This window comes from Haladaptatus litoreus (genome assembly GCF_900156425.1).
Taxonomy (GTDB): Archaea; Halobacteriota; Halobacteria; order Halobacteriales; family Haladaptataceae; genus Haladaptatus; species Haladaptatus litoreus.
On sequence record NZ_FTNO01000001.1, the window covers coordinates 792,147 to 812,904 of the forward strand.

At 60.8% G+C, this 20,758-nt stretch carries 19 protein-coding genes; all 19 read left to right on the plus strand.

Annotated features, from left to right (window positions below):
• The first annotated feature begins 26 nt into the window (after positions 1–26).
• The 19 genes from BW974_RS04065 (at position 27) to acs (ending at position 20,534) form a co-directional block, all read left to right on the plus strand.
• Positions 27–1,193 (plus strand): 5-(carboxyamino)imidazole ribonucleotide synthase, encoded by a 1,167-nt coding sequence (locus BW974_RS04065; RefSeq protein ID WP_076428214.1) that lies wholly within the window; start codon positions 27–29, stop codon positions 1,191–1,193.
• A complete protein-coding gene (gene purE, locus BW974_RS04070) occupies positions 1,190–1,810 on the plus strand; it encodes a 5-(carboxyamino)imidazole ribonucleotide mutase (protein ID WP_076428216.1) in 621 nt (206 codons plus the stop codon). The genes BW974_RS04065 and purE overlap by 4 nt, the downstream gene beginning before the upstream one ends.
• A gap of 186 nt (positions 1,811–1,996) precedes the next feature.
• A complete protein-coding gene (locus BW974_RS04075; RefSeq protein ID WP_076428218.1) occupies positions 1,997–2,404 on the plus strand; it encodes an NADH-quinone oxidoreductase subunit A in 408 nt (135 codons plus the stop codon).
• On the plus strand, positions 2,401–3,105 hold the full coding sequence (locus BW974_RS04080; protein WP_076428220.1) for an NADH-quinone oxidoreductase subunit B: 705 nt from the start codon (positions 2,401–2,403) through the stop codon (positions 3,103–3,105). Before BW974_RS04075 ends, BW974_RS04080 begins: the two co-directional genes overlap by 4 nt.
• Complete coding sequence (locus BW974_RS04085; protein ID WP_076428221.1) at positions 3,102–4,757, plus strand: NADH-quinone oxidoreductase subunit D; 1,656 nt, start codon at positions 3,102–3,104, stop codon at positions 4,755–4,757. Before BW974_RS04080 ends, BW974_RS04085 begins: the two co-directional genes overlap by 4 nt.
• On the plus strand, positions 4,754–5,845 hold the full coding sequence (locus tag BW974_RS04090; RefSeq protein ID WP_076428222.1) for a complex I subunit 1/NuoH family protein: 1,092 nt from the start codon (positions 4,754–4,756) through the stop codon (positions 5,843–5,845). Before BW974_RS04085 ends, BW974_RS04090 begins: the two co-directional genes overlap by 4 nt.
• Positions 5,842–6,303 (plus strand): NuoI/complex I 23 kDa subunit family protein, encoded by a 462-nt coding sequence (locus tag BW974_RS04095; RefSeq protein ID WP_049971156.1) that lies wholly within the window; start codon positions 5,842–5,844, stop codon positions 6,301–6,303. The genes BW974_RS04090 and BW974_RS04095 overlap by 4 nt, the downstream gene beginning before the upstream one ends.
• A gap of 56 nt (positions 6,304–6,359) precedes the next feature.
• A complete protein-coding gene (locus BW974_RS04100) occupies positions 6,360–6,626 on the plus strand; it encodes an NADH-quinone oxidoreductase subunit J (RefSeq protein WP_076428224.1) in 267 nt (88 codons plus the stop codon).
• Entirely contained in the window at positions 6,623–6,979 is a 357-nt protein-coding gene (locus tag BW974_RS04105; protein WP_076428227.1) for an NADH dehydrogenase, read from the plus strand. Before BW974_RS04100 ends, BW974_RS04105 begins: the two co-directional genes overlap by 4 nt.
• Entirely contained in the window at positions 6,979–7,284 is a 306-nt protein-coding gene (nuoK, locus tag BW974_RS04110; protein WP_076428230.1) for an NADH-quinone oxidoreductase subunit NuoK, read from the plus strand. The genes BW974_RS04105 and nuoK overlap by 1 nt, the downstream gene beginning before the upstream one ends.
• A gap of 2 nt (positions 7,285–7,286) precedes the next feature.
• Positions 7,287–9,329: an NADH-quinone oxidoreductase subunit L gene (gene nuoL, locus BW974_RS04115; RefSeq protein ID WP_076428232.1), complete on the plus strand. Its 2,043-nt coding sequence runs from the start codon at positions 7,287–7,289 to the stop codon at positions 9,327–9,329.
• Positions 9,330–10,868 (plus strand): complex I subunit 4 family protein, encoded by a 1,539-nt coding sequence (locus BW974_RS04120; protein ID WP_076428234.1) that lies wholly within the window; start codon positions 9,330–9,332, stop codon positions 10,866–10,868. It begins immediately after the preceding gene.
• Positions 10,868–12,364 (plus strand): NADH-quinone oxidoreductase subunit N, encoded by a 1,497-nt coding sequence (locus BW974_RS04125; RefSeq protein WP_076428236.1) that lies wholly within the window; start codon positions 10,868–10,870, stop codon positions 12,362–12,364. Before BW974_RS04120 ends, BW974_RS04125 begins: the two co-directional genes overlap by 1 nt.
• A 361-nt stretch (positions 12,365–12,725) precedes the next feature.
• Positions 12,726–14,213: a DHH family phosphoesterase gene (locus BW974_RS04130; RefSeq protein WP_076428238.1), complete on the plus strand. Its 1,488-nt coding sequence runs from the start codon at positions 12,726–12,728 to the stop codon at positions 14,211–14,213.
• Between the two features lie 198 nt (positions 14,214–14,411).
• Positions 14,412–15,164, plus strand: a complete 753-nt coding sequence (locus BW974_RS04135) for a CBS pair associated ParBc domain-containing protein (RefSeq protein WP_076430229.1) — start codon at positions 14,412–14,414, stop codon at positions 15,162–15,164.
• Between the two features lie 121 nt (positions 15,165–15,285).
• Positions 15,286–15,726 carry a DUF8009 family protein gene (locus BW974_RS04140; RefSeq protein WP_076428240.1) on the plus strand — a complete coding sequence of 147 codons (441 nt, stop codon included), beginning with the start codon at positions 15,286–15,288 and terminating at the stop codon, positions 15,724–15,726.
• A 91-nt stretch (positions 15,727–15,817) separates the two neighbouring features.
• On the plus strand, positions 15,818–17,518 hold the full coding sequence (locus tag BW974_RS04145; protein WP_076430230.1) for an acyl-CoA mutase large subunit family protein: 1,701 nt from the start codon (positions 15,818–15,820) through the stop codon (positions 17,516–17,518).
• A 131-nt stretch (positions 17,519–17,649) separates the two neighbouring features.
• Entirely contained in the window at positions 17,650–18,450 is an 801-nt protein-coding gene (locus BW974_RS04150; protein ID WP_076428242.1) for a competence/damage-inducible protein A, read from the plus strand.
• A gap of 104 nt (positions 18,451–18,554) precedes the next feature.
• Positions 18,555–20,534: an acetate--CoA ligase gene (gene acs, locus BW974_RS04155; RefSeq protein ID WP_076428244.1), complete on the plus strand. Its 1,980-nt coding sequence runs from the start codon at positions 18,555–18,557 to the stop codon at positions 20,532–20,534.
• The last annotated feature ends 224 nt before the right edge of the window (positions 20,535–20,758 follow it).

Genomic DNA, 20,758 nt, shown 5'->3' on the forward strand with positions numbered 1-20,758 from the left:
ACCTACCGCCACAACTCGCGGACAACATGGCTACGGCTTCACCGCCAATTCTCGGCGTCGTCGGTGGCGGACAACTCGGTCGGATGATGGCAGAGGCGGCCTCCCCGCTCGGGGTCGAACTGGTCGTCTTAGACCCGACACCGGACTGTCCTGCGTCTCCGGTCGCCCGCGAACAAATCGTCGGCGACTTCGATGACGAGGAAGCGATTCGAACGCTCGCGGAGATGGCCGACGCGCTGACGTTCGAAATCGAACTGGCAGACCCCGACGTGCTCGAAGCGGTCGAAGAGGAGTACGACGTGCCCGTCCATCCCGACCCGGCCACCCTGCGGATGATTCAGGACAAACTCGTCCAGAAGCGCGCGCTGAAAGAACGGGGGATACCGGTTCCGGAGTTCCGCCCCGTTGACGGCCGCGACGACCTGCTTTCTGCGGGCGAAGAGTTCGGCTACCCGATGATGCTGAAAGCCCGGAAAGGCGGCTACGACGGGCGCGGAAACGTGCCCGTCGAATCGCCGGACGACGTGACCGACGCCCTCGCCGAAGTCTCGGGCGAGTTGATGGTGGAGGAGTTCGTCCCCTTCGAGCGCGAACTCTCGGTCATCGCCGTCAAAGGCGCCGACGAAATTGCCACCTTCCCTGTCGGCGAAAATGTCCACGAGGACGAGATTCTTCGTGAAACCGTCGTTCCCGCTCGCGCACCGAAATCGGTGCGCGAGCGAGCGGAGGAAGTCGCGCGTGACGTTCTCTCGGTGTTATCGGGACGCGGCGTGTACGGAATCGAGTTGTTCGAGCACGCTGACGGCGCGATTTCGGTCAACGAAATCGCGCCGCGCCCACACAATTCGGGCCACTACACCATCGAAGGCGCGCTGACCTCGCAGTTCGAACAGCACGTCCGCGGCGTACTCGACTATCCCCTCGGCGCGACAGACCTCCGGAGTCCGGTCGTGATGTCGAACATCCTCGGCGACGTAGAAGAGAGTCAACCCGCAGACCTCGCCGGAGTGGACGAAGTGCTTTCCACTCCAGGCGCGTCGTTCCACTGGTACGGAAAACGCGAGGTTCGCCCGCTTCGGAAGATGGGCCACGTCACGCTCGTCGGCGAGTCGCCAACCGATGCTGCTGACTCATCGACTGCCGACTTGCTCGCAAACGCTCGCTCGCTTACCGACCAACTCACATTCCAATGACGAACGCAGAATCAGTGCAGCGACTCGTAGAACAGTTCGAAACCGAGGCCGAACGCGACCGCGCCCCAGAGGAGACTCCCGAGATTGGAATCATCATGGGAAGCGACTCCGACTTGGACGTGATGGCAGGAGCCTACGACGCCCTCACGGAACTCGGCTTCGAGGAAGTCACGGACTACGACGACCTGCCGGAAGCCCGGTTCACCTTCGAAACCTACGTCGTGTCGGCCCACCGGACGCCCGACCTGATGTACGCCTACGCGAAGACGGCGGAGGCTCGCGGTTTGGATGTCATCATCGCAGGCGCAGGCGGCAAATCCGCCGATTTGCCGAACATGACAGCGTCGATCGCGTACCCGCTTCCCGTCATCGGGGTGCCGGTGCAGGAAAAATCCGTCTCGTCGGTCATCGGTATGCCGACCGGCGCGCCAATCGTCGCGGTGGATGCGGGAAAATCGTTCAACGCGGCGCTCTCGGCGGTGCAGATTCTCGCCCGCGAACACGACGACCTTCGGAAACGGTTGATTGCGTATCACGACGACCTGCAATCTGATGTCGGAGACGTGTCTCGAAGGTTGCACGAAACCGGAACGCCCGGTTTCCGTGACGATTCCTAACGTATCACATTCGATTCTATTCTTCGAAGAGGGCGGTTTCTCCCGACCCGGGAAATGTGGCGTTACGGAAAAGAAAGCGTCAGTTGCGCCGATTTGGGCTAAGGCGGGTCTGACTCCCCGGAATCGCAAGAATCAACGCTTATAGGGGTGCGCTCACAAAACACCGCCTGCTAGGAGAATACCGGTATGAATCCATGGGTAGCCATTGGCGCATTGGCACTGGTGGGGCTTGCAATTCCATTGAGTATGATGGTTGTTTCGAGCCTCCTCAGACCGACCGTGCCAGAACAGGGTAAATCCGCCACCTACGAGAGCGGTGAAATTCCAACCGGGACGACGCGCATTCGGTTCAACATCCAATACTATATGGTTGCGCTGTTGTTCGTCGTCTTCGACATCGAGACTGTCCTCATCTTCCCTTGGACGGTCATCTATCGCAGCGCCATCGAAGGTGGCGTCAGCCTTGCGACGGTGCTCGCTCCGATGTTGGTTTTCATCGCGGTTCTCGTCGTCGGCCTCGTTTGGGCCTGGCGCAAAGGTGCGGTGCGGTGGGTTCGTAGCCCCCGCGAAACGCAACGGAGAGTGGAACAATGAGCAACGAACCACGAGAATTTATTCAGGGTAGCACAGCACCCCAGACCAAAACTCGTGAGGCCCGAATGGGCGACGGCGTCGATAACCGCTTCAACTCGAAGCTTCGAGAAGCGTTCGGCGCATCCCCGTTCATCCTCACGAAGTTCGACAAGTTCATGAACTGGGTTCGGGGGTCGTCGATGTTCATGCTACAGTTCGGTATCGCCTGCTGTAGCATCGAGATGATGCACACCTACGCGGTCAAACACGACTTAGACCGTTTCGGTTCAGGTGTGCCACGCGCATCGCCGCGACAAGCCGACGTGATGATCGTTCCCGGGACGGTCGTATCGAAGTTCGCACCGCGGATGAAGCGCGTTTACGACCAGATGCCGGAACCCAAGTTCGTCGTGAACATGGGGTCGTGCGCCATCAGCGGCGGCCCGTTCCAGGAAGGATACAACGTCATCAAGGGTGCAGAAGAGGTCATTCCGGTGGACATCCACGTCCCCGGTTGCCCGCCGCGCCCCGAGGCACTCGTCTACGGCGTCGTGAAACTGCAAGAGCGAATCGCCAACGGCGAAACCAGTCCGGTGACGGTCAAACCGTACGAACTGGAGCAGTTCCGCGATTTGGAACGCGACGAGTTGGTCGATTCGCTCGCAGACCAAATCGACGAAGAGTCGCTCGTCATGCGCTACAACTGGGCTGATTCGCCATGAGTTCGCAAGAAGAGATGCCGACGACGCAAGAGGTCGATGGTGACGAACTCGCCGAACTGCTCGGCGACTCCATCATCGGGCGTGAGGAACACCTGAACGCGCCCGGATTCGTCGTTCGACCCGACGAAGTCGAGACGGCACTCAGGACTCTGCGCGACGAGGCTGGATTCGACCACCTCTCGATGCTCACGGCGCAGGATTACGAAGACCGATACGAGAGCGTCTACCACCTCAAAAAGTACGCCGACCCGACGCAGGAAGCGAGCGTCGTCGTACCGACGCCGCTCGACGCGCCGACACACCAGAGCGCGGAACCTGTGTACCGGACGGCAGAGTGGCACGAGCGTGAAGCCTACGACCTCGTCGGTATCGACTACGAGGGCAACCCCGACCTTCGTCGGATTCTGTTGCCCGAAACGTGGCAAGGGCATCCGCTCTCGCGGAACTACGACCAAGACCAGCCACAGATCGTCTCGTTCAACGAGCACAAAAATCCCATCGAGGGCGACCACCTCGACGAGGATTCGGATACGATGTTCCTCAACATCGGGCCACACCACCCGGCGACACACGGTGTGCTTCACCTGAAGACGACGCTCGACGGCGAGCAGGTCGCAGACGTTGACCCGGACATCGGCTACCTCCACCGCTGTGAGGAGCAGATGGCCCAGAACGGAACGTACCGCCACCAAATTATGCCGTATCCCGACCGATGGGACTACGCATCTGCTGGCTTGCTCAACGAGTGGGCCTACGCGCGCGTGGCTGAGGATTTGAACGACCTCGACGTGCCGGAGTACGCGCAGGTCATCCGGACGATGGGTGCGGAACTCTGTCGTATCGCGTCACACTTGCTGGCGCTCGGAACGTTCTGTCTCGACATCTACGGCGACTTCACTGCTATCTTCATGTACTCGATGCGCGACCGCGAAATCGTCCAGAACATTCTGGAGGATTTGACGGGGCAGCGCATGATGTTCAACTACTTCCGCCTCGGCGGCGTCGTCTGGGACATCCCGGAACCGCGCGAGGACTTCTTCGAGAAGATTCGCGACTTCTTGAACGACCTCCCGCCGACGCTGGAGGAGTATCACGACCTCATCACGAGCAACGAAATTCTTCAGATTCGAACCATCGACACCGGGATTCTCGAACCCGATGTCGCCAAGCAGTACGGGGTCACCGGCCCGATTGCCCGAGCGTCGGGAATCGACTACGACCTGCGCCGTGACGACCCATACGGCTACTACGACCAACTCGACTGGAACGTCATCACCGAAGACGGCTGTGACAACTACGCGCGGCTGCTCGTTCGGATGCGCGAAGTCGAGGAGTCGGCGAAAATCATCGAACAGTGTGTCGAACTGCTCGAAGATTGGCCGGAAGACGAACGCGAGATTCAGTCGAACGTTCCCCGGACGCTCAAACCGGAGGCGGACACCGAAGTGTACCGCGCCGTCGAAGGAGCGAAAGGTGAACTCGGCATCTACATTCGCGCAGACGGAACGGACAAACCGGGTCGGTTCAAGATTCGAAGTCCGTGCTTCTGTAATCTGTCGGCGCTCGGCGAGATGTCCAATGGGGAGTACATCCCCGACCTCGTCGCCACGCTCGGCAGCCTCGACGTGATTCTCGGGGAGGTCGACCGATGAATTTCGTCCCGCTACAGGAAAGCCCGGTCGTCCTCCCGGAGCAGATCGCTCGCGCGCTGTTCGGCAACAACCCCGCAGCGTGGCAGGAGATGCTGTCGGCACTCATCGGCGCGGCGCTCATCGGCACCATCATGATGACGATGACGGCGTTCGCCGGGCCGTGGGCGAAACGAAAGATTACTGCGGCGTTCACCGACCGTATCGCGGTGAACCGTGTCGGGCCGTTCGGCCTGTTCATCATCGTCGCGGACGCAGTGCGACTGCTCGGAAAAGAACTCATCATCCCGGATGGTGCAGACCGTCCGGCCTTCGACCTCGCGCCTATCGTCGTGGCGTCGTCGGCGCTGCTCGGTTTCGCGGTTATTCCGATGGGTTCCCTTTTCGGCATCAATCTGCACCTCGCTGACCCCGAGACGGGGCTGGCGTACGTGTTCGCCGTCGCGTCCATCGCCACGCTCGGACTGACGATGGGTGGCTACGCGTCGAACAACAAATACTCGCTTCTCGGCGCGCTTCGTGCAGTGGCACAGAACATCGCCTACGAGATTCCGCTCATCGTGACGGCGGCCTCCGTCGTCATCTTCGCGGGGTCGCTCCAGATGAGCACAATCGTCGCCCAACAGCAGGAGACGCTGTTCACCATCGGTGGCTTCGCCATCCCGGCGTGGTACGCCTTCGTGAACCCGTTCGCGTTCGTGCTGTTCATGGTGGCAAATCTGGCGGAAGTCGGCCGGAACCCGTTCGACATCCCGGAAGCGCCGACGGAGATTATTGCGGGATACCAGACCGAGTACTCCAGCGTGTACTTCGTGCTGTTCTACCTCGGTGAGTTCCTGCACATCTTCCTCGGCGGTGCCATCGTCGCCACCGTCTTCCTCGGTGGTGCCGACGGCCCTGCGTCGGGGTCGATTGGCTTCATCTGGTTCACCGTCAAAATCTGGGCGGTGTTCCTGTTCACGCAGTGGGCGCGTTCGGCGATTCCACGTGTTCGTATCGACCAACTCATCGAAATCGGTTGGAAGGGCATGCTCGTGCTCTCGTTCGCAAACTTGGTTCTCACGGCCGTCATCGTGGGAGTGATGCTATGATCGGAATACTCAAAGGAATGGCAACGACGATGAAGCACGCACTGGGTGGAACCACGTTCACGGTCGAATATCCCGACGTGGCACCCGAGGTCAGTCCGCGATTCCGCGGCATCCACAAGTTCAGCCAAGAGCGCTGTATCTGGTGCCGTCAGTGCGAGAACGTCTGTCCGAACGACACGATTCAGATCGTTCAGGACGACCAGCGCAACGGCGAGCAGTACAACCTCCACGTCGGGCAGTGCATTTACTGCCGACTCTGTGAGGAGGTCTGTCCCGTTGACGCGATTTTGCTCACCCAGAACTTCGAGTTCACGGGTGACACGAAAGACGACCTCGTCTACAACAAAGAACAGTTGAAGAACGTCCCCTGGTACAAAGACATCGACCCGCTCGAATCGCGCGAACCCGACCGTTCCGCGTGGATTGGAGAGGGCGAGGGAGCAGTAGACTACCAGTAACCACGCCCGTCTCGAAATCTTAAAAGGGCGTTTATCCAAACCCAAAGGTAACCGAAATGGCATACGAAATAATCGCGTTCGGGCTGTTCGCCGCGGTCACAGTGGCGAGTAGCTTGGGCGCTGTCCTGGTGCGGGACGTGTGGCATGCTGCTCTATTGCTCGGTACTTCGTTACTGAGCTTTGCAGTCCACTACGTTATGTTGCAGGCGGAGTTCGTTGCGGCGATGCAGATTCTCGTCTACGTCGGCGGGGTTCTCATCCTCATAACGTTCGCCGTCATGCTCACACGTCGTTCAAGTACAGAGGAGGTAACTAACGCATGACATCGAAACCACGCTTGCACGATACATCGACGATGCTTCCCGGCCTCGTCGCAGTCGCGCTCTTCGGCGTTCTCGCAGTGGTATTCCTGGGCGCGTCGTTCGGCGACGCCGCAGGCTTCCCCAGCGGAGCGGGAATCACCGCGGGAATCGGCTACGCGATGTTCAACATCACGAGCGTCGAGGGCCAGAACATCATCCCGAGCGAGGGGTTCCTCGTGGCGTTCCTGATTATCGCGCTCGTGCTGGACGCGGCACTCGACGGTGCGGTTCTGCTCGCCAGCCGCGACGAAGGCGGCGAGAGCAGCCGTCAGGTCGCCACGGACGGCGGAACGACCGGAGGTGACGACGAGTAATGGCTGTTGCAGTCGAATACTATCTACTGCTTTCGGCCGCCGTGTTCTGCACGGGCCTGTTCGGCATCCTCACGCGGCGGAACGCGCTGATGTTCCTCATCAGCGTCGAGCTAATGCTCAACGCCGCGAACATCAATCTCGTCGCATTTTCCCACTACCACGGCAACCTGACCGGCCAGACGTTCAGCCTGTTCACGCTGGCGCTGGGCGCTGCAGAGGTCGCGGTGGGTATCGGAATCATCCTCGTGCTGTATCGTAACTTCAAGGACGTGGACGTAACCCAAGCGACGACTATGAGGTGGTAACAATGGCGGCAACTGCATTCGAACTGGCACCGGTAATCGCACTCCTGCCGTTCGTATCGTTCCTGATTGCACTGCTCGGCGGCGAGTTCGCCCGAAAGATGCTTCCGAAAGGTGGCGCGATTCCGGGCATCCTCGCGACTGCCGGGTCGCTCGCCTTGTCGATATGGGTGTTCATCACCGTGTCGAGCAGCGGCTCCTACCACGAGACGATAGTGTGGGTCGAAGGCCTCGAAACGTTCAACCTACACTTCGGCATCCTTCTCGACCCGCTGTCGGCGATGATGCTCGTCATCGTCTCGCTCGTCGCGGTTCTCGTCCACGTCTTCAGTCTCGGCTACATGAACGACGAGGGCGAAACCGGCCTGCCGCGATACTACGCCGGTCTCGGCCTGTTCACCTTCAGCATGCTCGCGTTCGTCTTCGCGGACAACCTGCTGATGGCGTTCATGTTCTTCGAACTCGTCGGGCTGTGTTCGTACCTGCTCATCGGGTTCTGGTTCCGCCAACCCGGCCCACCGAGCGCAGCGAAGAAGGCGTTCCTCGTCACCCGCTTCGGTGACTACTTCTTCCTCATCGGCGTGGTGGCCGTGTTCGCCACCTTCGGCACGGCGCAGTTCGCGGGCGAGAACTCGTTCGCGCACATGGCGGAAATGGCACTCGGCGAAGGCGGCGCTGGCGAAGTGACCACCCTGTTCGGACTCGACCCGCAGGCGTGGTTCTCCATCATCGGCCTGCTGGTGCTGGGCGGTGTCGTCGGTAAATCGGCACAGTTCCCACTGCACACGTGGCTTCCGGACGCGATGGAAGGCCCGACGCCCGTTTCCGCGCTGATTCACGCGGCGACCATGGTCGCCGCAGGTGTCTATCTCGTCGCGCGTATGTACGGCTTCTACGCCCTGCTCCCACAGGTGCTCGCCATCATCGCGTTCATCGGCGGATTCACGGCACTGTTCGCGGCGACGATGGGTGTCGTCAAGCGCGAAATCAAACAGGTGCTCGCGTACTCCACCATCTCACAGTACGGCTACATGATGCTCGGACTGGGTACCGGTGGCTACGTCGCAGCGACCTTCCACCTGATGACTCACGCCTTCTTCAAGGCGCTCCTGTTCCTCGGAGCAGGGTCGGTCATCATCGCCATGCACCACAACGAGGACATGTGGGACATGGGTGGACTCAAAGACAAGATGCCCGTGACCTACTACGCGTTCCTCTCGGGGTCGCTCGCACTCGCGGGTATCGTCCCCTTCTCGGGCTTCTGGTCGAAAGACGAAATCCTCTACGAGGCGCTCGTCCACGGCCTGAACACCCCGATTCTGTTGGCTGCTTACGCGATGGGTCTGCTCGCGGTGTTCTTCACCGGGTTCTACACCTTCCGGATGGTCGCGTTGACCTTCCACGGCAAGCCCCGGTCTGACACCGCGCGCAACCCGCACGGCGTCGGCTGGAACGTCAAAGGCCCGCTCGCGGTTCTCGGCGTGCTGGCGGCCGTCACCGGACTGGTGAACATGGTTCCGGTGCAGAAGCTCACCGGCACCGAACTCGACTTCCTTCACCAGTGGCTCGACAGCGGACCATCGGCGCTTAGTGCCCACCACTACGCCGACCTCACGCACGACTTCGCTCACTACTCGGCGGGCACCATCGGGTCGGAACTGCTGACCGTTCTGCTCGGTGCCGCAGTCTCGCTGGGACTCGCACTCGCGGGTGCGGGACTCGCGTGGAAGCTCTACGCGGTTCCCTCCCCGGTCAGACACACCGACAAACTGGGCGGTGCGAAGACGGTGCTGTTCAACAACTACTATCTCGACGAGGCACAGGTGTGGCTCGCAACCGGCGTCACGCTCCCTCTCGCGCGAGCGGCGGACAAGTTCGACGGCGGCGTCATCGACGGCGTCGTCAACGGCATCTCCAGCGTGAGCCTGTTCGGCGGAAGCAAAGTGAAACGGATACAGAGCGGTATCGTGACGAACTACGCGCTGTTACTTACGGCGTCGTTCGTCGTCTTGCTTCTCGTCATCGGCTTTACGGGAGGTTGGTTCTAGATGATGATCGAAGCACTTCTCGCGGTAACACTCCTCAGCGCGTTCGTGGTGTTCCTCGCGCCTGATAAGGTCGCAGGGAAACTCGCGTTCGCGTTGAGTCTGCTCCCACTCGGCGGGAGCCTTTGGATGTACAGTGCCTTCGACGGGAGCGGCAACGCCCTGCTGGGCGGAACCCTCGCCTTCGAAGAGATGTATCAATGGGTCAATCTCGGCCCGTACGCGCTCAACTGGCACGTCGGACTAGACGGCATCAGCATGCCGTTGCTGGTGCTAACGACGGTGCTCACGCCGCTCGCGATCCTCGCGGCGTGGACGCCCGTTCAGTCGCGCCAGAGCCAGTTCTACGGCCTCATGCTGTTCATGGAGATGAGCCTCCTCGGCGTCTTCGCGGCGCTTGACTTCTTCGTCTGGTTCATCTTCTGGGAGATGGTCTTGGTGCCGATGTACTTCCTCATCGGTGTGTGGGGCGGCCCACGCCGGAAGTACGCGGCTATCAAGTTCTTCGTCTACACCAACGTCGCCTCGCTGGTGATGTTCATCGGGTTCATCGCGCTCGTCTTCGGACTGGGCGATTCGGTGACCTCGCTCGACTTGCCAGCGATTACGGAGGCGCTCAACAACGGTGAACTCAGCGGACTCGCTGGCATCGACGCGAACACGCTGAAAATCGTCGCGTTCTTCGCCATGTTCGCCGGGTTCGGCGTGAAGGTACCAATCGTCCCGTTCCACACGTGGCTGCCTGACGCTCACGTCGAGGCACCGACGCCGGTGTCCATCATGCTGGCGGGCGTCATGCTGAAGATGGGTACCTACGCGCTCTTGCGATTCAACTTCACGATGCTCCCGGAGACGGCGAAGCAGTTCGCGTTCATCATCGCCCTCGTGGCGGTCGTGAGCGTCATCTACGGCGCGATGCTCGCGCTGGCCCAATCCGACCTGAAACGCATCGTCGCGTACTCCTCGGTTTCCTCGATGGGGTACGTCATCCTCGGACTGGTCGCGTACAACATGTACGGCGTCGGCGGCGCGACGTTCCAGATGATTGCCCACGGCCTCATCTCGGGACTGATGTTCATGGCGGTCGGCGTCATCTACAACACGACGCACACGCGCATGGTTTCGGACATGTCCGGACTCGCGGACAGAATGCCGATTACGGTCGCGGTGTTCATCGCGGGCGCGTTCGGCTACATGGGTCTGCCGCTGATGGCCGGCTTCGCGGCGGAGTTCTTCATCTTCGTCGGGGCGTTCCAGTCCACCGTCCTCGCGGGCAACACGCTCGCGCTGTTCACGGGCGCGGCGATGTTCGGTATCGTCATCGTCGCGGGCTACCTGCTCTTCGCCATGCAGCGAACCCTGTTCGGGCCGTTCCGCCTCGAAACCGATTACGAGGTCGGACGGGCGTCGTTCCACGACGTCGCACCGCTCGTGGTGCTCATCCTGCTCGTCATCCTGCTCGGTGTCCAACCGGACATCTTCTACGGGATGATTCAGGAGTCCGTGCGTGATATGGCGCTCATTACCGGAGGTGGTGCCTGATGGCACAGCCATTCGGCACCGGTGCCGACTGGGTGACGATGGCACCCGCCATCACCCTCGCCCTGACGGCAATGTTGCTGTTCATCGCGAACAGCATCTCCCCGAACACGAAAAACCGCCCACTTCTCGTGGGACTCTCGACGCTCGGCACTGTCGTCGCTGGCGGCATCGCGGTGGCGTTCCTCGCCACGGGAACCGGTGAAGAGGCGGTTTCGCTGTACGACGGGGCACTCGTCGTGGACACGATGAGCCTGTTCTTCACGCTCATCTTCACCAGCGTCACCGCGCTGGTCTGTATCGCGAGCTACGACTACATGAAAGGTCAGCCGTACATGGCGGAGTTCTACTCGCTAGTCATCCTCGCGGCGACGGGGATGACGCTGATGGCGAGCGCGAACAGTCTGGCGACGGTGTTCGTCAGCCTCGAACTCGCCAGCCTACCGTCTTACGCGCTGGTCGCAATCCTGAAGAAAAACCGCGGGAGCGTCGAGGCAGGACTCAAGTACTTCCTCATCGGTGCGCTCTCGTCGGCCATCTTCGCCTACGGTATCAGCCTCGTCTACGGCGTTACCGGACACCTGCAACTCGAAGCGGTTGCCAGCAATCTCAACGCGGAAGCGTTCCCCGGCGTCCTCGGCGTCGGCGTGCTGATGGTGCTCGGTGGCTTCGCGTTTAAGACGGCCTCGGTTCCGTTCCACTTCTGGGCACCAGAAGCGTACGAAGGCGCACCCGCGCCCGTTTCGGCGTTCCTGTCTTCGGCCTCGAAGGCCGCTGGGTTCGTCGTCGCGTTCCGCGTGTTCGTCACGGCGTTCCCGATTGCGGAACTCTCCGCGACGGTTGATTGGGTGCTCGCGTTCCAGATTCTCGCCGTCGTCACGATGACGCTCGGGAACTTCGCCGCGGCCACTCAGGACAAAGTCAAGCGCATGCTCGCGTACTCCTCGGTCGGACACGCGGGCTACGCGCTCATCGGCCTCGCCGCACTCACGGTCGGTGGCAGCGAGAACGACTTGGTCATGGGCGGTGCCATGCTCCACCTACTCGTCTACGGCTTCATGAACACGGGCGCGTTCCTGTTCATCGCGCTGGTCGAACAGTGGGGCATCGGCAGAACGTTCGAGGATTACAACGGACTGGGGAGCAAGGCCCCGATAGCCTGCGTCGCCATGACGGTGTTCATGTTCAACCTCGCCGGACTTCCGATCGGGGCTGGCTTCATGAGCAAGTATGCCCTGTTCACCGGCGCGGTCGGTGCCGGATTCTGGTGGCTCGCCGCCGTCGGTGCAATCAACAGCGCGCTGTCGCTTTACTACTACTCACGCGTCGTCAAGGCGATGTGGGTGGAGGAACCGACGAGCGAGCTGACGATTCGAAGCACCCCAACCGGCCTCTACATCGCAGTGCTCGCCGCCGCCGTTACAAGCGTCATCCTGCTCCCGGCCTTCGGGCCGCTGGCGGACACGGCGTACAGCGCGGCTGCGACCCTGTTCGCGTAGACGCCACTCTCGAATCGACCGACTTTTGACTTTTTTGAAGACGAGATTTTGGTTTCGAACTGTGCGTTTGCTCGTGAGTCGAAACAGAACGTGATTGCCTACTGGTTGCAAGTCACGGCTCTAAGCCACGCTCTTTACACGATGGAATTGCTTGGAATGACGTGATGACTGCAAGTCGTGATTTGCAAACACGACGGATTCACCTACCCTTTCTTCTCGAAACACGGTCTGCGCCGTAATCGAGGTCGAACACTACAACTGCGAGTTTCGAAAACCCATTCCAGACACCGAGTAAAACCACGTCCTGCCCGCAAAGGATTCCCAACAGGTTTTAGGTGCCCCACTAGCAATCGGTGGTAGAATGGTTTCGCGGCTCATGCTCGGCTGTGGTTCGGTCGGGTATGCACTCGTCGAGTCAGTGGCCGAATGGCCCGGCAGTCTCGTCGTCGTCACGGAGGACGAGAGCAGAGTCGAAACACTGCGCACGGAGGGCATCTCGGCCACTCGCGGCGACCCAACCGACCCGGGGGTCACGAAAGGGCGACCGCGGGTTGACATCGCGTTCGTCGCGGGCGACGACCCCGAAAAAAATCTGGCGTCGGCGCGCGCAGTCCGCGAAACGCATCCGAACGCCTACGTCGTCGCCTATGCGGGAACCGAACCAGACCGGACTATTTCGGATGAGTTAGAAACCCTCGCAGACCGAGTCATCGCCCCCGGAACACTCATCACAGACCACCTGCTGTCGATGACCGACCAAGATACGGCGTTTCGGACACAGGAACTCCGGCGCACCCTCCGCGACATCGACGGCAAACTCGGGATTTTCATGCACGACAACCCCGACCCGGACGCCATCGCCAGCGCGGTTGCGCTGGAAGGGTTGGCCGAATCAGTCGGGACGGAGGCGGAGACGTGCTACTACGGCGCGATTTCCCATCAGGAAAACCGGGCGTTCGTCAACCTGCTGGAGTTGGATTTGCGCAATTTCGACCCCGGCGACGACCTTTCGGAGTTCGGGGGATTCGCGCTGGTTGACCACTCCAGTCCGGGCGTGAACGACCAACTGCCGGAGGATACGCCGGTAGACGTGGTCATCGACCATCACCCGCCGAATCATCCGGTCGAAGCGCGATTCGTGGACCTGCGCAGCGGCGTCGGCGCGACGAGTTCGCTGCTGGCCGACCATTTAGAACATCTGGGTATCGACCCCGCAGAGCGGGTTGCAACCGGACTCCTCTACGGGATTCGCGTGGATACGAAGGATTTCACCCGCGAGGTGTCCGAATCGGATTTCGAGGCGGCGGCGTTCTTGCTCCCACACGCGGATACAGGGACGTTAGAGCGCGTCGAGAGTCCGTCCATCAGCCCCGACACCTTCGATACGATTTCCCGCGCGATTCGCAACCGCGAACTCGACGGAACCGTGCTGGCGAGTTGCGTCGGCGCGCTTTCTGACAGAGACGCATTGGCGCAGGCCGCAGACCGTCTGCTCAACATGGACGGCGTGAACGTCACACTCGTCTTCGGATTCATGCAGGGAACCGTGTACGTCTCGGCACGCGCCCGCGGGACGGACGTTGACCTCGGAGAAACTATGCGGGCCGCGTTCGGCCAAATCGGCAGTGCGGGCGGGCACGCCGACATGGCCGGGGCGCAGATTTCGCTCGGTCTGCTCGGCGAAGTCGAAGAGGAAGAAGAAGCGTCCCTCTCGACCATCGTCGGCGAGATAATCACCGACCGATTCTTCGAAACCGTTCGTTCCCGACCGGGGCCAGATGAGTTCGAATCCGCTGAGGAACACGTCGCCGCATTCGACATTCAACTCGCGGAGAGCGACGACGAGTAAGGTCGCTGAACTGCATCGCGTTCGGCGTCCGTCAGCAGTTGGCGTTAGCGGAAACGGTCGGGAAGTTTTTTGCTCGGCACAGCGTGGGTACTCTGCATGGACGAGGCCGAGGAGGAAAACGGTCGCCAGTCGCCACCCACCGTTCGGTTCATTTCCGACGGCGGAACGGAGGGAATCAAAGCGAAAGTCAAAGATTACATGACGCGCGACGTAGCGACCGTTTCTCCCGATGCGACCGTCGAATCGGTCGCCCGACGAATCGCCGAAAGCGACGGTCACAACGGATTTCCAGTGTGCGACGGGCGGCGGGTCGAAGGGTTCGTCAGCGCGCGCGACCTCCTGCTCGCGGACGACCCCGAACCGATTTTTAAGGTGATGAGTCAGGAACTCATCGTCGCCCATCCCGATATGGACGTGAACGACGCCGCGCGCGTCATCCTTCGCTCCGGGATTCAGAAACTTCCAGTGGTGGACGACGCGGGCAATCTCGTCGGCATCATCAGCAACACGGACGTTATCCGGAGCCAAATCGAGCGTGTCACGCCCGAGAAAGTCGGCAAACTGATGCGGACGCTCGAATCCATTCACGACACCGAAGTTTCCCAACGCCGTCGGAAAATCCCGCTCGCCAACCTCGTACCGACTCAAGGGAAAGTCTACGCCGACGAACTGGAGGGGAGAGTGTACGAGATGGAGCGCGGACTGGCCGAACCACTCGTCGTCATCGAAAACGGTCACACCCTTCTGCTGGCAGACGGCCACCATCGCGCGAAGGCCGCAGACCGCCTCGACATCGAGGAGATGGACGCCTACATTATCGTCACCGACCACCACCTCGAACTCGGTATGGAGAAGACGGCGAAAAAAGAAGGCCTCGAAACCATCAACGACATTCAGGTCGTCGATTACGCCCGCCATCCACTTATCGAGACGACGAAGCGATTGCAGTAGGCTTCTCTCGTCGTTCTACACTGTCTCCGTTTATTGCGAACCGTGTCACTCGCGCCGAACTCGCTAATTCCCGCTATTCCCTACCGACACCTACAATTCGCTCGGCCACCCACCGAAACCCATGCCCGGCGAGAGCGACGACCCGACGGTCATCCGCGTCGTCGTGGTTCACGCGGACGACGTGGTGTCCGCGCTCGAAGCCACGGAACGCGGGCGGGAGACGGTACTTCGAATCACGGCCCCGTTCGCCGGACGGGTGCGCGCCCGACTCCACGTGGTGCAGACAACGGAACCGGCCGACGATGGCCGTGGTGGCTCCGGCCCGATTCGAATCCCGCCGCGGAAGTTCGTTACAGCCGAAGTGCCGCCATATCCGCTGGTCGATGACACCGACCCGAGTGTGACCGATTCCACAGACGAGTACGACGTGGAAGCCCACCACGAGCGCCACACCGCGGCGGTGTCGGCGTGGCGCGAGGGAGTTCGGGAGCATATCGTGGAGACTACTGAAATTGAGACGGTGGATGGGGCACATCGCGTTTCCGTGTCGGTTCTCGGATGAGAAGTTCACGTCATTGGTCCACTGCATCTCACAGTCCCCTCCCCAACCCGTCACCGAATCCTTAATGGATTGCCCGGAAGAAAATACGGACATGTACGACGAGGACGACCTGCAAAAGATTCAGCAGGGAAGAGAGGAATGGGAAGAAGACACCCTCTCGCCCGTGCTGGAGCGGTTCGGCGAGCGGAAAGACCGCTTTGCGACGGTTTCTAATCTCGAAGTAGACCGTCTGTACGACCCAGACGACGTGGGCGACATCGACTACGACGAGGAACTCGGTTTTCCCGGCGAAGACCCCTACACGCGCGGGGTGTACCCCACGATGTACCGCGGTCGGACGTGGACGATGCGCCAGTTCGCCGGGTTCGGCACCGCGGAGGAGACGAACGAGCGATTCCACTACCTCACCGACAACGGGCAGACCGGCCTCTCGACGGCCTTCGACATGCCGAGTTTGATGGGCAAGGACTCGGACGACCCGCTTTCGGACGGGGAAGTCGGCAAGGAGGGTGTGGCGGTTGATACCCTGCGCGACATGGAAATCCTCTTCGACGGCATCGATTTGGACGAGGTTTCGACCAGTTTCACCATCAATCCGAGCGCGCCCGTCATCTTCGCCATGTACGTCGCGCTAGCCGACCAGCAGGGCGTCCCCCGCGACGAGATTCGCGGTACTTTCCAGAACGACATGCTGAAGGAGTTCATCGCGCAGAAGGAGTGGGTCGTCCCGCCACAGGCGTCGCTGGATGTCGTCACCGACACCGTGGAGTTCGCGGTGGAGGAGACGCCGAACATCAAGCCCATCTCGATTTCGGGCTACCACATCCGCGAAGCCGGTTCGACTGCGGTACAGGAACTCGCCTTCACCCTCGCCGACGGCTTCGCCTACGTCGAGGACGCGATGGAGCGCGGCCTCGACGTGGACGAGTTCGCGCCACAGCTTTCCTTCTTCTTCAACTCGCACAACTCGCTGTTCGAGGAGATTGCGAAGTTCCGCGCCGCCCGACGAATCTATTCGACCGTGATGGACGAGTGGTACGGCGCGGAAGACCCGAAATCGAAACAGCTCAAGTTCCATACGCAGACCGCAGGGCAGTCGCTCACCGCGCAGCAACCGCTGAACAACATCGTTCGCGTGACGATTCAGGCGCTCGCTGGCGTCCTCGGTGGCACCCAGAGCCTGCACACGAACAGCTTCGACGAAGCACTCGCACTACCGAGCGAGCAGGCGGTTCGCGTCGCCCTGCGAACCCAGCAAATCATCGCGGAGGAAAGCGGCGCGGCGGACATCATAGACCCGCTCGGCGGCAGTTTCGCCGTCGAATCACTGACGGAAGAAGTCGAGGAGAAGACGATGGCCTACATTGAGGAAATCAAGGAGATGGGCGACGGCTCGGTGCGCGACGGCGTCCTCGAAGGCATCGACCGCGGCTACTTCCACCGCGAGATTCAGGAAGCCTCCTACGAGTACCAAGAGCGCGTCGAAGACGGCGAGGAAATCGTCGTCGGCGTCAACAAGTACGACATGGAGGAGGACACGAAACCCGATATTCTGAAGGTTGACGAGGAAACCCAAGAGCGTCAACTCGCGCGACTCGCCGAGGTCAAAGAAGAGCGCGACGACGAAGCAGTCGAAGCCGCACTGGACGAACTGGACGACGCCATCCAGAACGACGAGAACGTCATGCCAGCCATCGTCACCGCGGTGAAAGCCTACGCGACGATGGGCGAAATCATGGACGTGTTCGAGGCGGAACACGGCAGCTATCAGGAAAAAATCGGACTGGCGTAAGCGGACTAAGCCTTTTTTCGGTCGTTCGACCGTGTCGATTTTTCAGATTCGACGGCGAACGAGCGGTCACTGTGTAAGCGTTGTAATTTCGCCTCAAAGGTTTATACAGAGAGAGCGACTATCGGATTTCGATGCAGGTCGCTATTCTCACTGTCGGCGACGAACTCCTCGCAGGGGACACCGTCAACACGAACGCGGCGTGGTTGGCCGAGGAAATCCACGACCGCGGCGGGTCGGTGCGGCGAATCATGACCGTTCCCGACGAGGCCGAAGTCATCGCACACCGCGTCCGCGAGTGGCGCGAAACGTTCGACGCGGTAGTCGTCACCGGCGGACTCGGTGGGACGCCGGACGACGTAACGATGGATGCCGTTTCGATGGCGCTCGACCGAAACGCCGTGGTCGATTCAAAGACCCGGGAGCGACTCGAAGAAAAGGCGCGGCAGTTCGCGGCGGACAATCCGGAGTTGACCGACAAATACGACCTCGAACTGGATTTGAACGAGGCTGCGGAACTCCCGGCAGGGGGGCAACCGCTGGTCACTGATGCCGGATGGGCACCAGGCTGTGCCGTGGAAAACGTCTACGTCTTTCCCGGGATTCCCCGCGAGATGAAGGCGATGTTCGAACTCGTCGCAGACGAGTTCGACGGGGCGGTCGTCTCTGAGACGATACACACGCCAGCGCCGGAGGGTGCGCTCGGTAGCGTGCTCTCTGCTGTTCGAGAGCGATTCGATGTCGCGGTTGGTAGCTATCCGGGGCGGGGAGATACACCCGGACGCCTCAAGGTGACTTCGACGGACGCCGAGGAAGTTTCTGCTGCGGTTGCGTGGTTGCGGAACAACGTCGAAGTCGTCGTAGAAGAAATCGAACCGACGGAGTCGGGCCGGGAAAACGACGGTGTCGATGTGGCGAATCCGGATGGCCAATAGCATTTTATCGGAGAAAAATACGCCAGACGGCAGTCAGTTTTCGAACCAGTCGGTGAAGATAGCATATCTTTATGGCCTTCGTTACAGCATGCTAGCATGGATATATGCCAGACGATACCGTGGAACTCGAAGCACGGCTCGAAGAGGCGGAATCATTCGAGCCACCGGAATCGTTCGTTGCGCAGGCGAACGTCGCCGACGAGGAAATCTACGAGGAGTTCGAGGAGAACTGGCCGGAGTGCTGGGAGCGAGCGGGCGACCTGCTCGACTGGAAGGAGGACTACGACACCGTTCTGGACGACGGCAACGCGCCCTTCTACGAGTGGTTCACGGGTGGGTCGCTGAACGCCTCGGCGAACTGTCTCGACCGGCATCTGGACGACCGGGGTGACGAGCCAGCAATCGAATGGATTGGCGAACTCGGCGACACGCGAACCTACACCTATAGCGACCTCCACCGCGAAGTGAACGAGTTTTCGGCGGCACTGCGTGAACAAGGCGTCGAGGAGGACGACGTCGTCACGCTCTACATGCCGATGGTGCCGGAACTGCCGATAGCGATGCTGGCCTGCGCCCGAATTGGCGCGCCGCACAGCGTCGTCTTCGCCGGGTTCTCGGCGGACGCGCTCGCCACTCGGATGAACAGTGCAGACTCCGAACATCTCGTTACCTGTGACGGTTACTACCGCCGGGGCGACCCGCTTCAGCACAAAGAGAAGGCCGACGAGGGACTCGGGGGCGTAGACCACGACGTAGAGAGCGTCATCGTGGTCAACCGACTCGGCGACGAGTACGACCATCCGATGGAAAACGGGGAACTCGACTACGACGAACTCATCAGCGAACACGAGGGCGCGGAGGTCGAACCGGTAACGCGCGACGCCGAGGATATGCTCTTTTTGATGTACACCTCGGGGACGACGGGTCAGCCGAAAGGCGTGAAACACACGACCGCGGGGTATCTGTCGTATGCGGCGTGGACGAGTCACGCTGTACTGGACATCAAACCGGAGGACACCTACTGGTGTTCCGCCGACATCGGTTGGATTACGGGTCACTCGTACATCGTCTACGGGCCGCTGGCGCTCGGAACGACGAGCGTGATGTACGAGGGAACCCCGGATTACCCGGACAAGGACCGCCTCTGGGAAATCGTCGAAGAGTACGAGGTAGACCAACTGTACACCGCGCCAACCGCGATTCGCGCGTTCATGAAGTGGGGAAGCGAGTATCCGGAACGACACGACCTCTCCTCGCTTCGACTGCTCGGCACCGTGGGCGAACCCATCAACCCGCGGGCGTGGAAATGGTACTACAAGCACATCGGAAACGAGGACTGCCCAATTGTGGATACGTGGTGGCAGACCGAAACCGGCGGCATGATGGTGACCACTCTCCCCGGCATCGGGACGATGAAACCCGGTTCTGCTGGCCCACCACTCCCCGGCATCGACGCCAAAGTCGTAGACACGAAAGGCGAGGAAGTCGGTGCGGGACGGGCAGGCTACCTCACGGTCAACAAGCCGTGGCCCGGCATGCTCCGGACGCTGTACAACAACGACGAGCGCTTCATTTCGGAGTACTGGGCCGAATACTCCGACACCGAAAGCGACGACCCGGCGGATTGGGTGTACTTCCCCGAAGACGGCGCGAAACTCGATGAGGACGGCTACATCACGGTTCTCGGGCGCGTGGACGACGTGCTCAACGTGTCGGGCCACCGCCTCGGAACGATGGAAATCGAATCGGCCATCGTCGGCGTGGAAGGTGTCGCGGAGGCCGCAGTGGTCGGCGGACACCACGACGTGAAAGGCGAGGCGGTCTACGCCTACGTCATCACCGAAGAGGGCTACGACGGTGGCGACGACCTGCACGAGCGAATCGTCGCGGGCGTCGAGGATGCAATCGGTCCAATCGCGCGCCCCGAGGAAATCGTGTTCACGCCGGAACTGCCGAAGACGCGCTCCGGGAAAATCATGCGCCGACTGCTGGAGGACATCGCCAACGAGGAGGAACTGGGCGACACTTCGACCCTGCGCAATCCGGAAGTCGTCGAGGACATTCAAAAGAAAGTCCAAGAGTAGCTGAAAGGTCGATTTCAGACGTTTCGACGCCATTCATTTTTCTCGGTTGTCGAAGTGAACCGCCTTTTTTAGTGGCACGGATTTCTGTGGTTGCGTGTCGTTTACAATTGCTGGCAGTAAGCCACGCCGCTGAAAATCAATCAGACTGCGAAAAACAAATTCCGAAAAGTAACCGACTGAATTTTCGTTGGCCTACGGGCGAACGAACGAGGGAACGAGTGGCC

Bases quoted from the DNA above. Each gene is read 5' to 3' on its own strand.
- BW974_RS04105 (WP_076428227.1), top strand. From the start codon at position 6,623: ATGACATCGAAACCACGCTTGCACGATACATCGACGATGCTTCCCGGC.
- BW974_RS04125 (WP_076428236.1), top strand. From the start codon at position 10,868: ATGGCACAGCCATTCGGCACCGGTGCCGACTGGGTGACGATGGCACCC.
- BW974_RS04065 (WP_076428214.1), top strand. From the start codon at position 27: ATGGCTACGGCTTCACCGCCAATTCTCGGCGTCGTCGGTGGCGGACAA.
- purE (WP_076428216.1), top strand. From the start codon at position 1,190: ATGACGAACGCAGAATCAGTGCAGCGACTCGTAGAACAGTTCGAAACC.
- BW974_RS04085 (WP_076428221.1), top strand. From the start codon at position 3,102: ATGAGTTCGCAAGAAGAGATGCCGACGACGCAAGAGGTCGATGGTGAC.
- BW974_RS04120 (WP_076428234.1), top strand. From the start codon at position 9,330: ATGATGATCGAAGCACTTCTCGCGGTAACACTCCTCAGCGCGTTCGTG.
- acs (WP_076428244.1), top strand. From the start codon at position 18,555: ATGCCAGACGATACCGTGGAACTCGAAGCACGGCTCGAAGAGGCGGAA.
- BW974_RS04135 (WP_076430229.1), top strand. From the start codon at position 14,412: ATGACGCGCGACGTAGCGACCGTTTCTCCCGATGCGACCGTCGAATCG.
- BW974_RS04145 (WP_076430230.1), top strand. From the start codon at position 15,818: ATGTACGACGAGGACGACCTGCAAAAGATTCAGCAGGGAAGAGAGGAA.
- BW974_RS04130 (WP_076428238.1), top strand. From the start codon at position 12,726: ATGGTTTCGCGGCTCATGCTCGGCTGTGGTTCGGTCGGGTATGCACTC.
- BW974_RS04095 (WP_049971156.1), top strand. From the start codon at position 5,842: ATGATCGGAATACTCAAAGGAATGGCAACGACGATGAAGCACGCACTG.
- BW974_RS04140 (WP_076428240.1), top strand. From the start codon at position 15,286: ATGCCCGGCGAGAGCGACGACCCGACGGTCATCCGCGTCGTCGTGGTT.
- BW974_RS04100 (WP_076428224.1), top strand. From the start codon at position 6,360: ATGGCATACGAAATAATCGCGTTCGGGCTGTTCGCCGCGGTCACAGTG.
- BW974_RS04150 (WP_076428242.1), top strand. From the start codon at position 17,650: ATGCAGGTCGCTATTCTCACTGTCGGCGACGAACTCCTCGCAGGGGAC.
- BW974_RS04075 (WP_076428218.1), top strand. From the start codon at position 1,997: ATGAATCCATGGGTAGCCATTGGCGCATTGGCACTGGTGGGGCTTGCA.
- nuoK (WP_076428230.1), top strand. From the start codon at position 6,979: ATGGCTGTTGCAGTCGAATACTATCTACTGCTTTCGGCCGCCGTGTTC.
- BW974_RS04090 (WP_076428222.1), top strand. From the start codon at position 4,754: ATGAATTTCGTCCCGCTACAGGAAAGCCCGGTCGTCCTCCCGGAGCAG.
- nuoL (WP_076428232.1), top strand. From the start codon at position 7,287: ATGGCGGCAACTGCATTCGAACTGGCACCGGTAATCGCACTCCTGCCG.
- BW974_RS04080 (WP_076428220.1), top strand. From the start codon at position 2,401: ATGAGCAACGAACCACGAGAATTTATTCAGGGTAGCACAGCACCCCAG.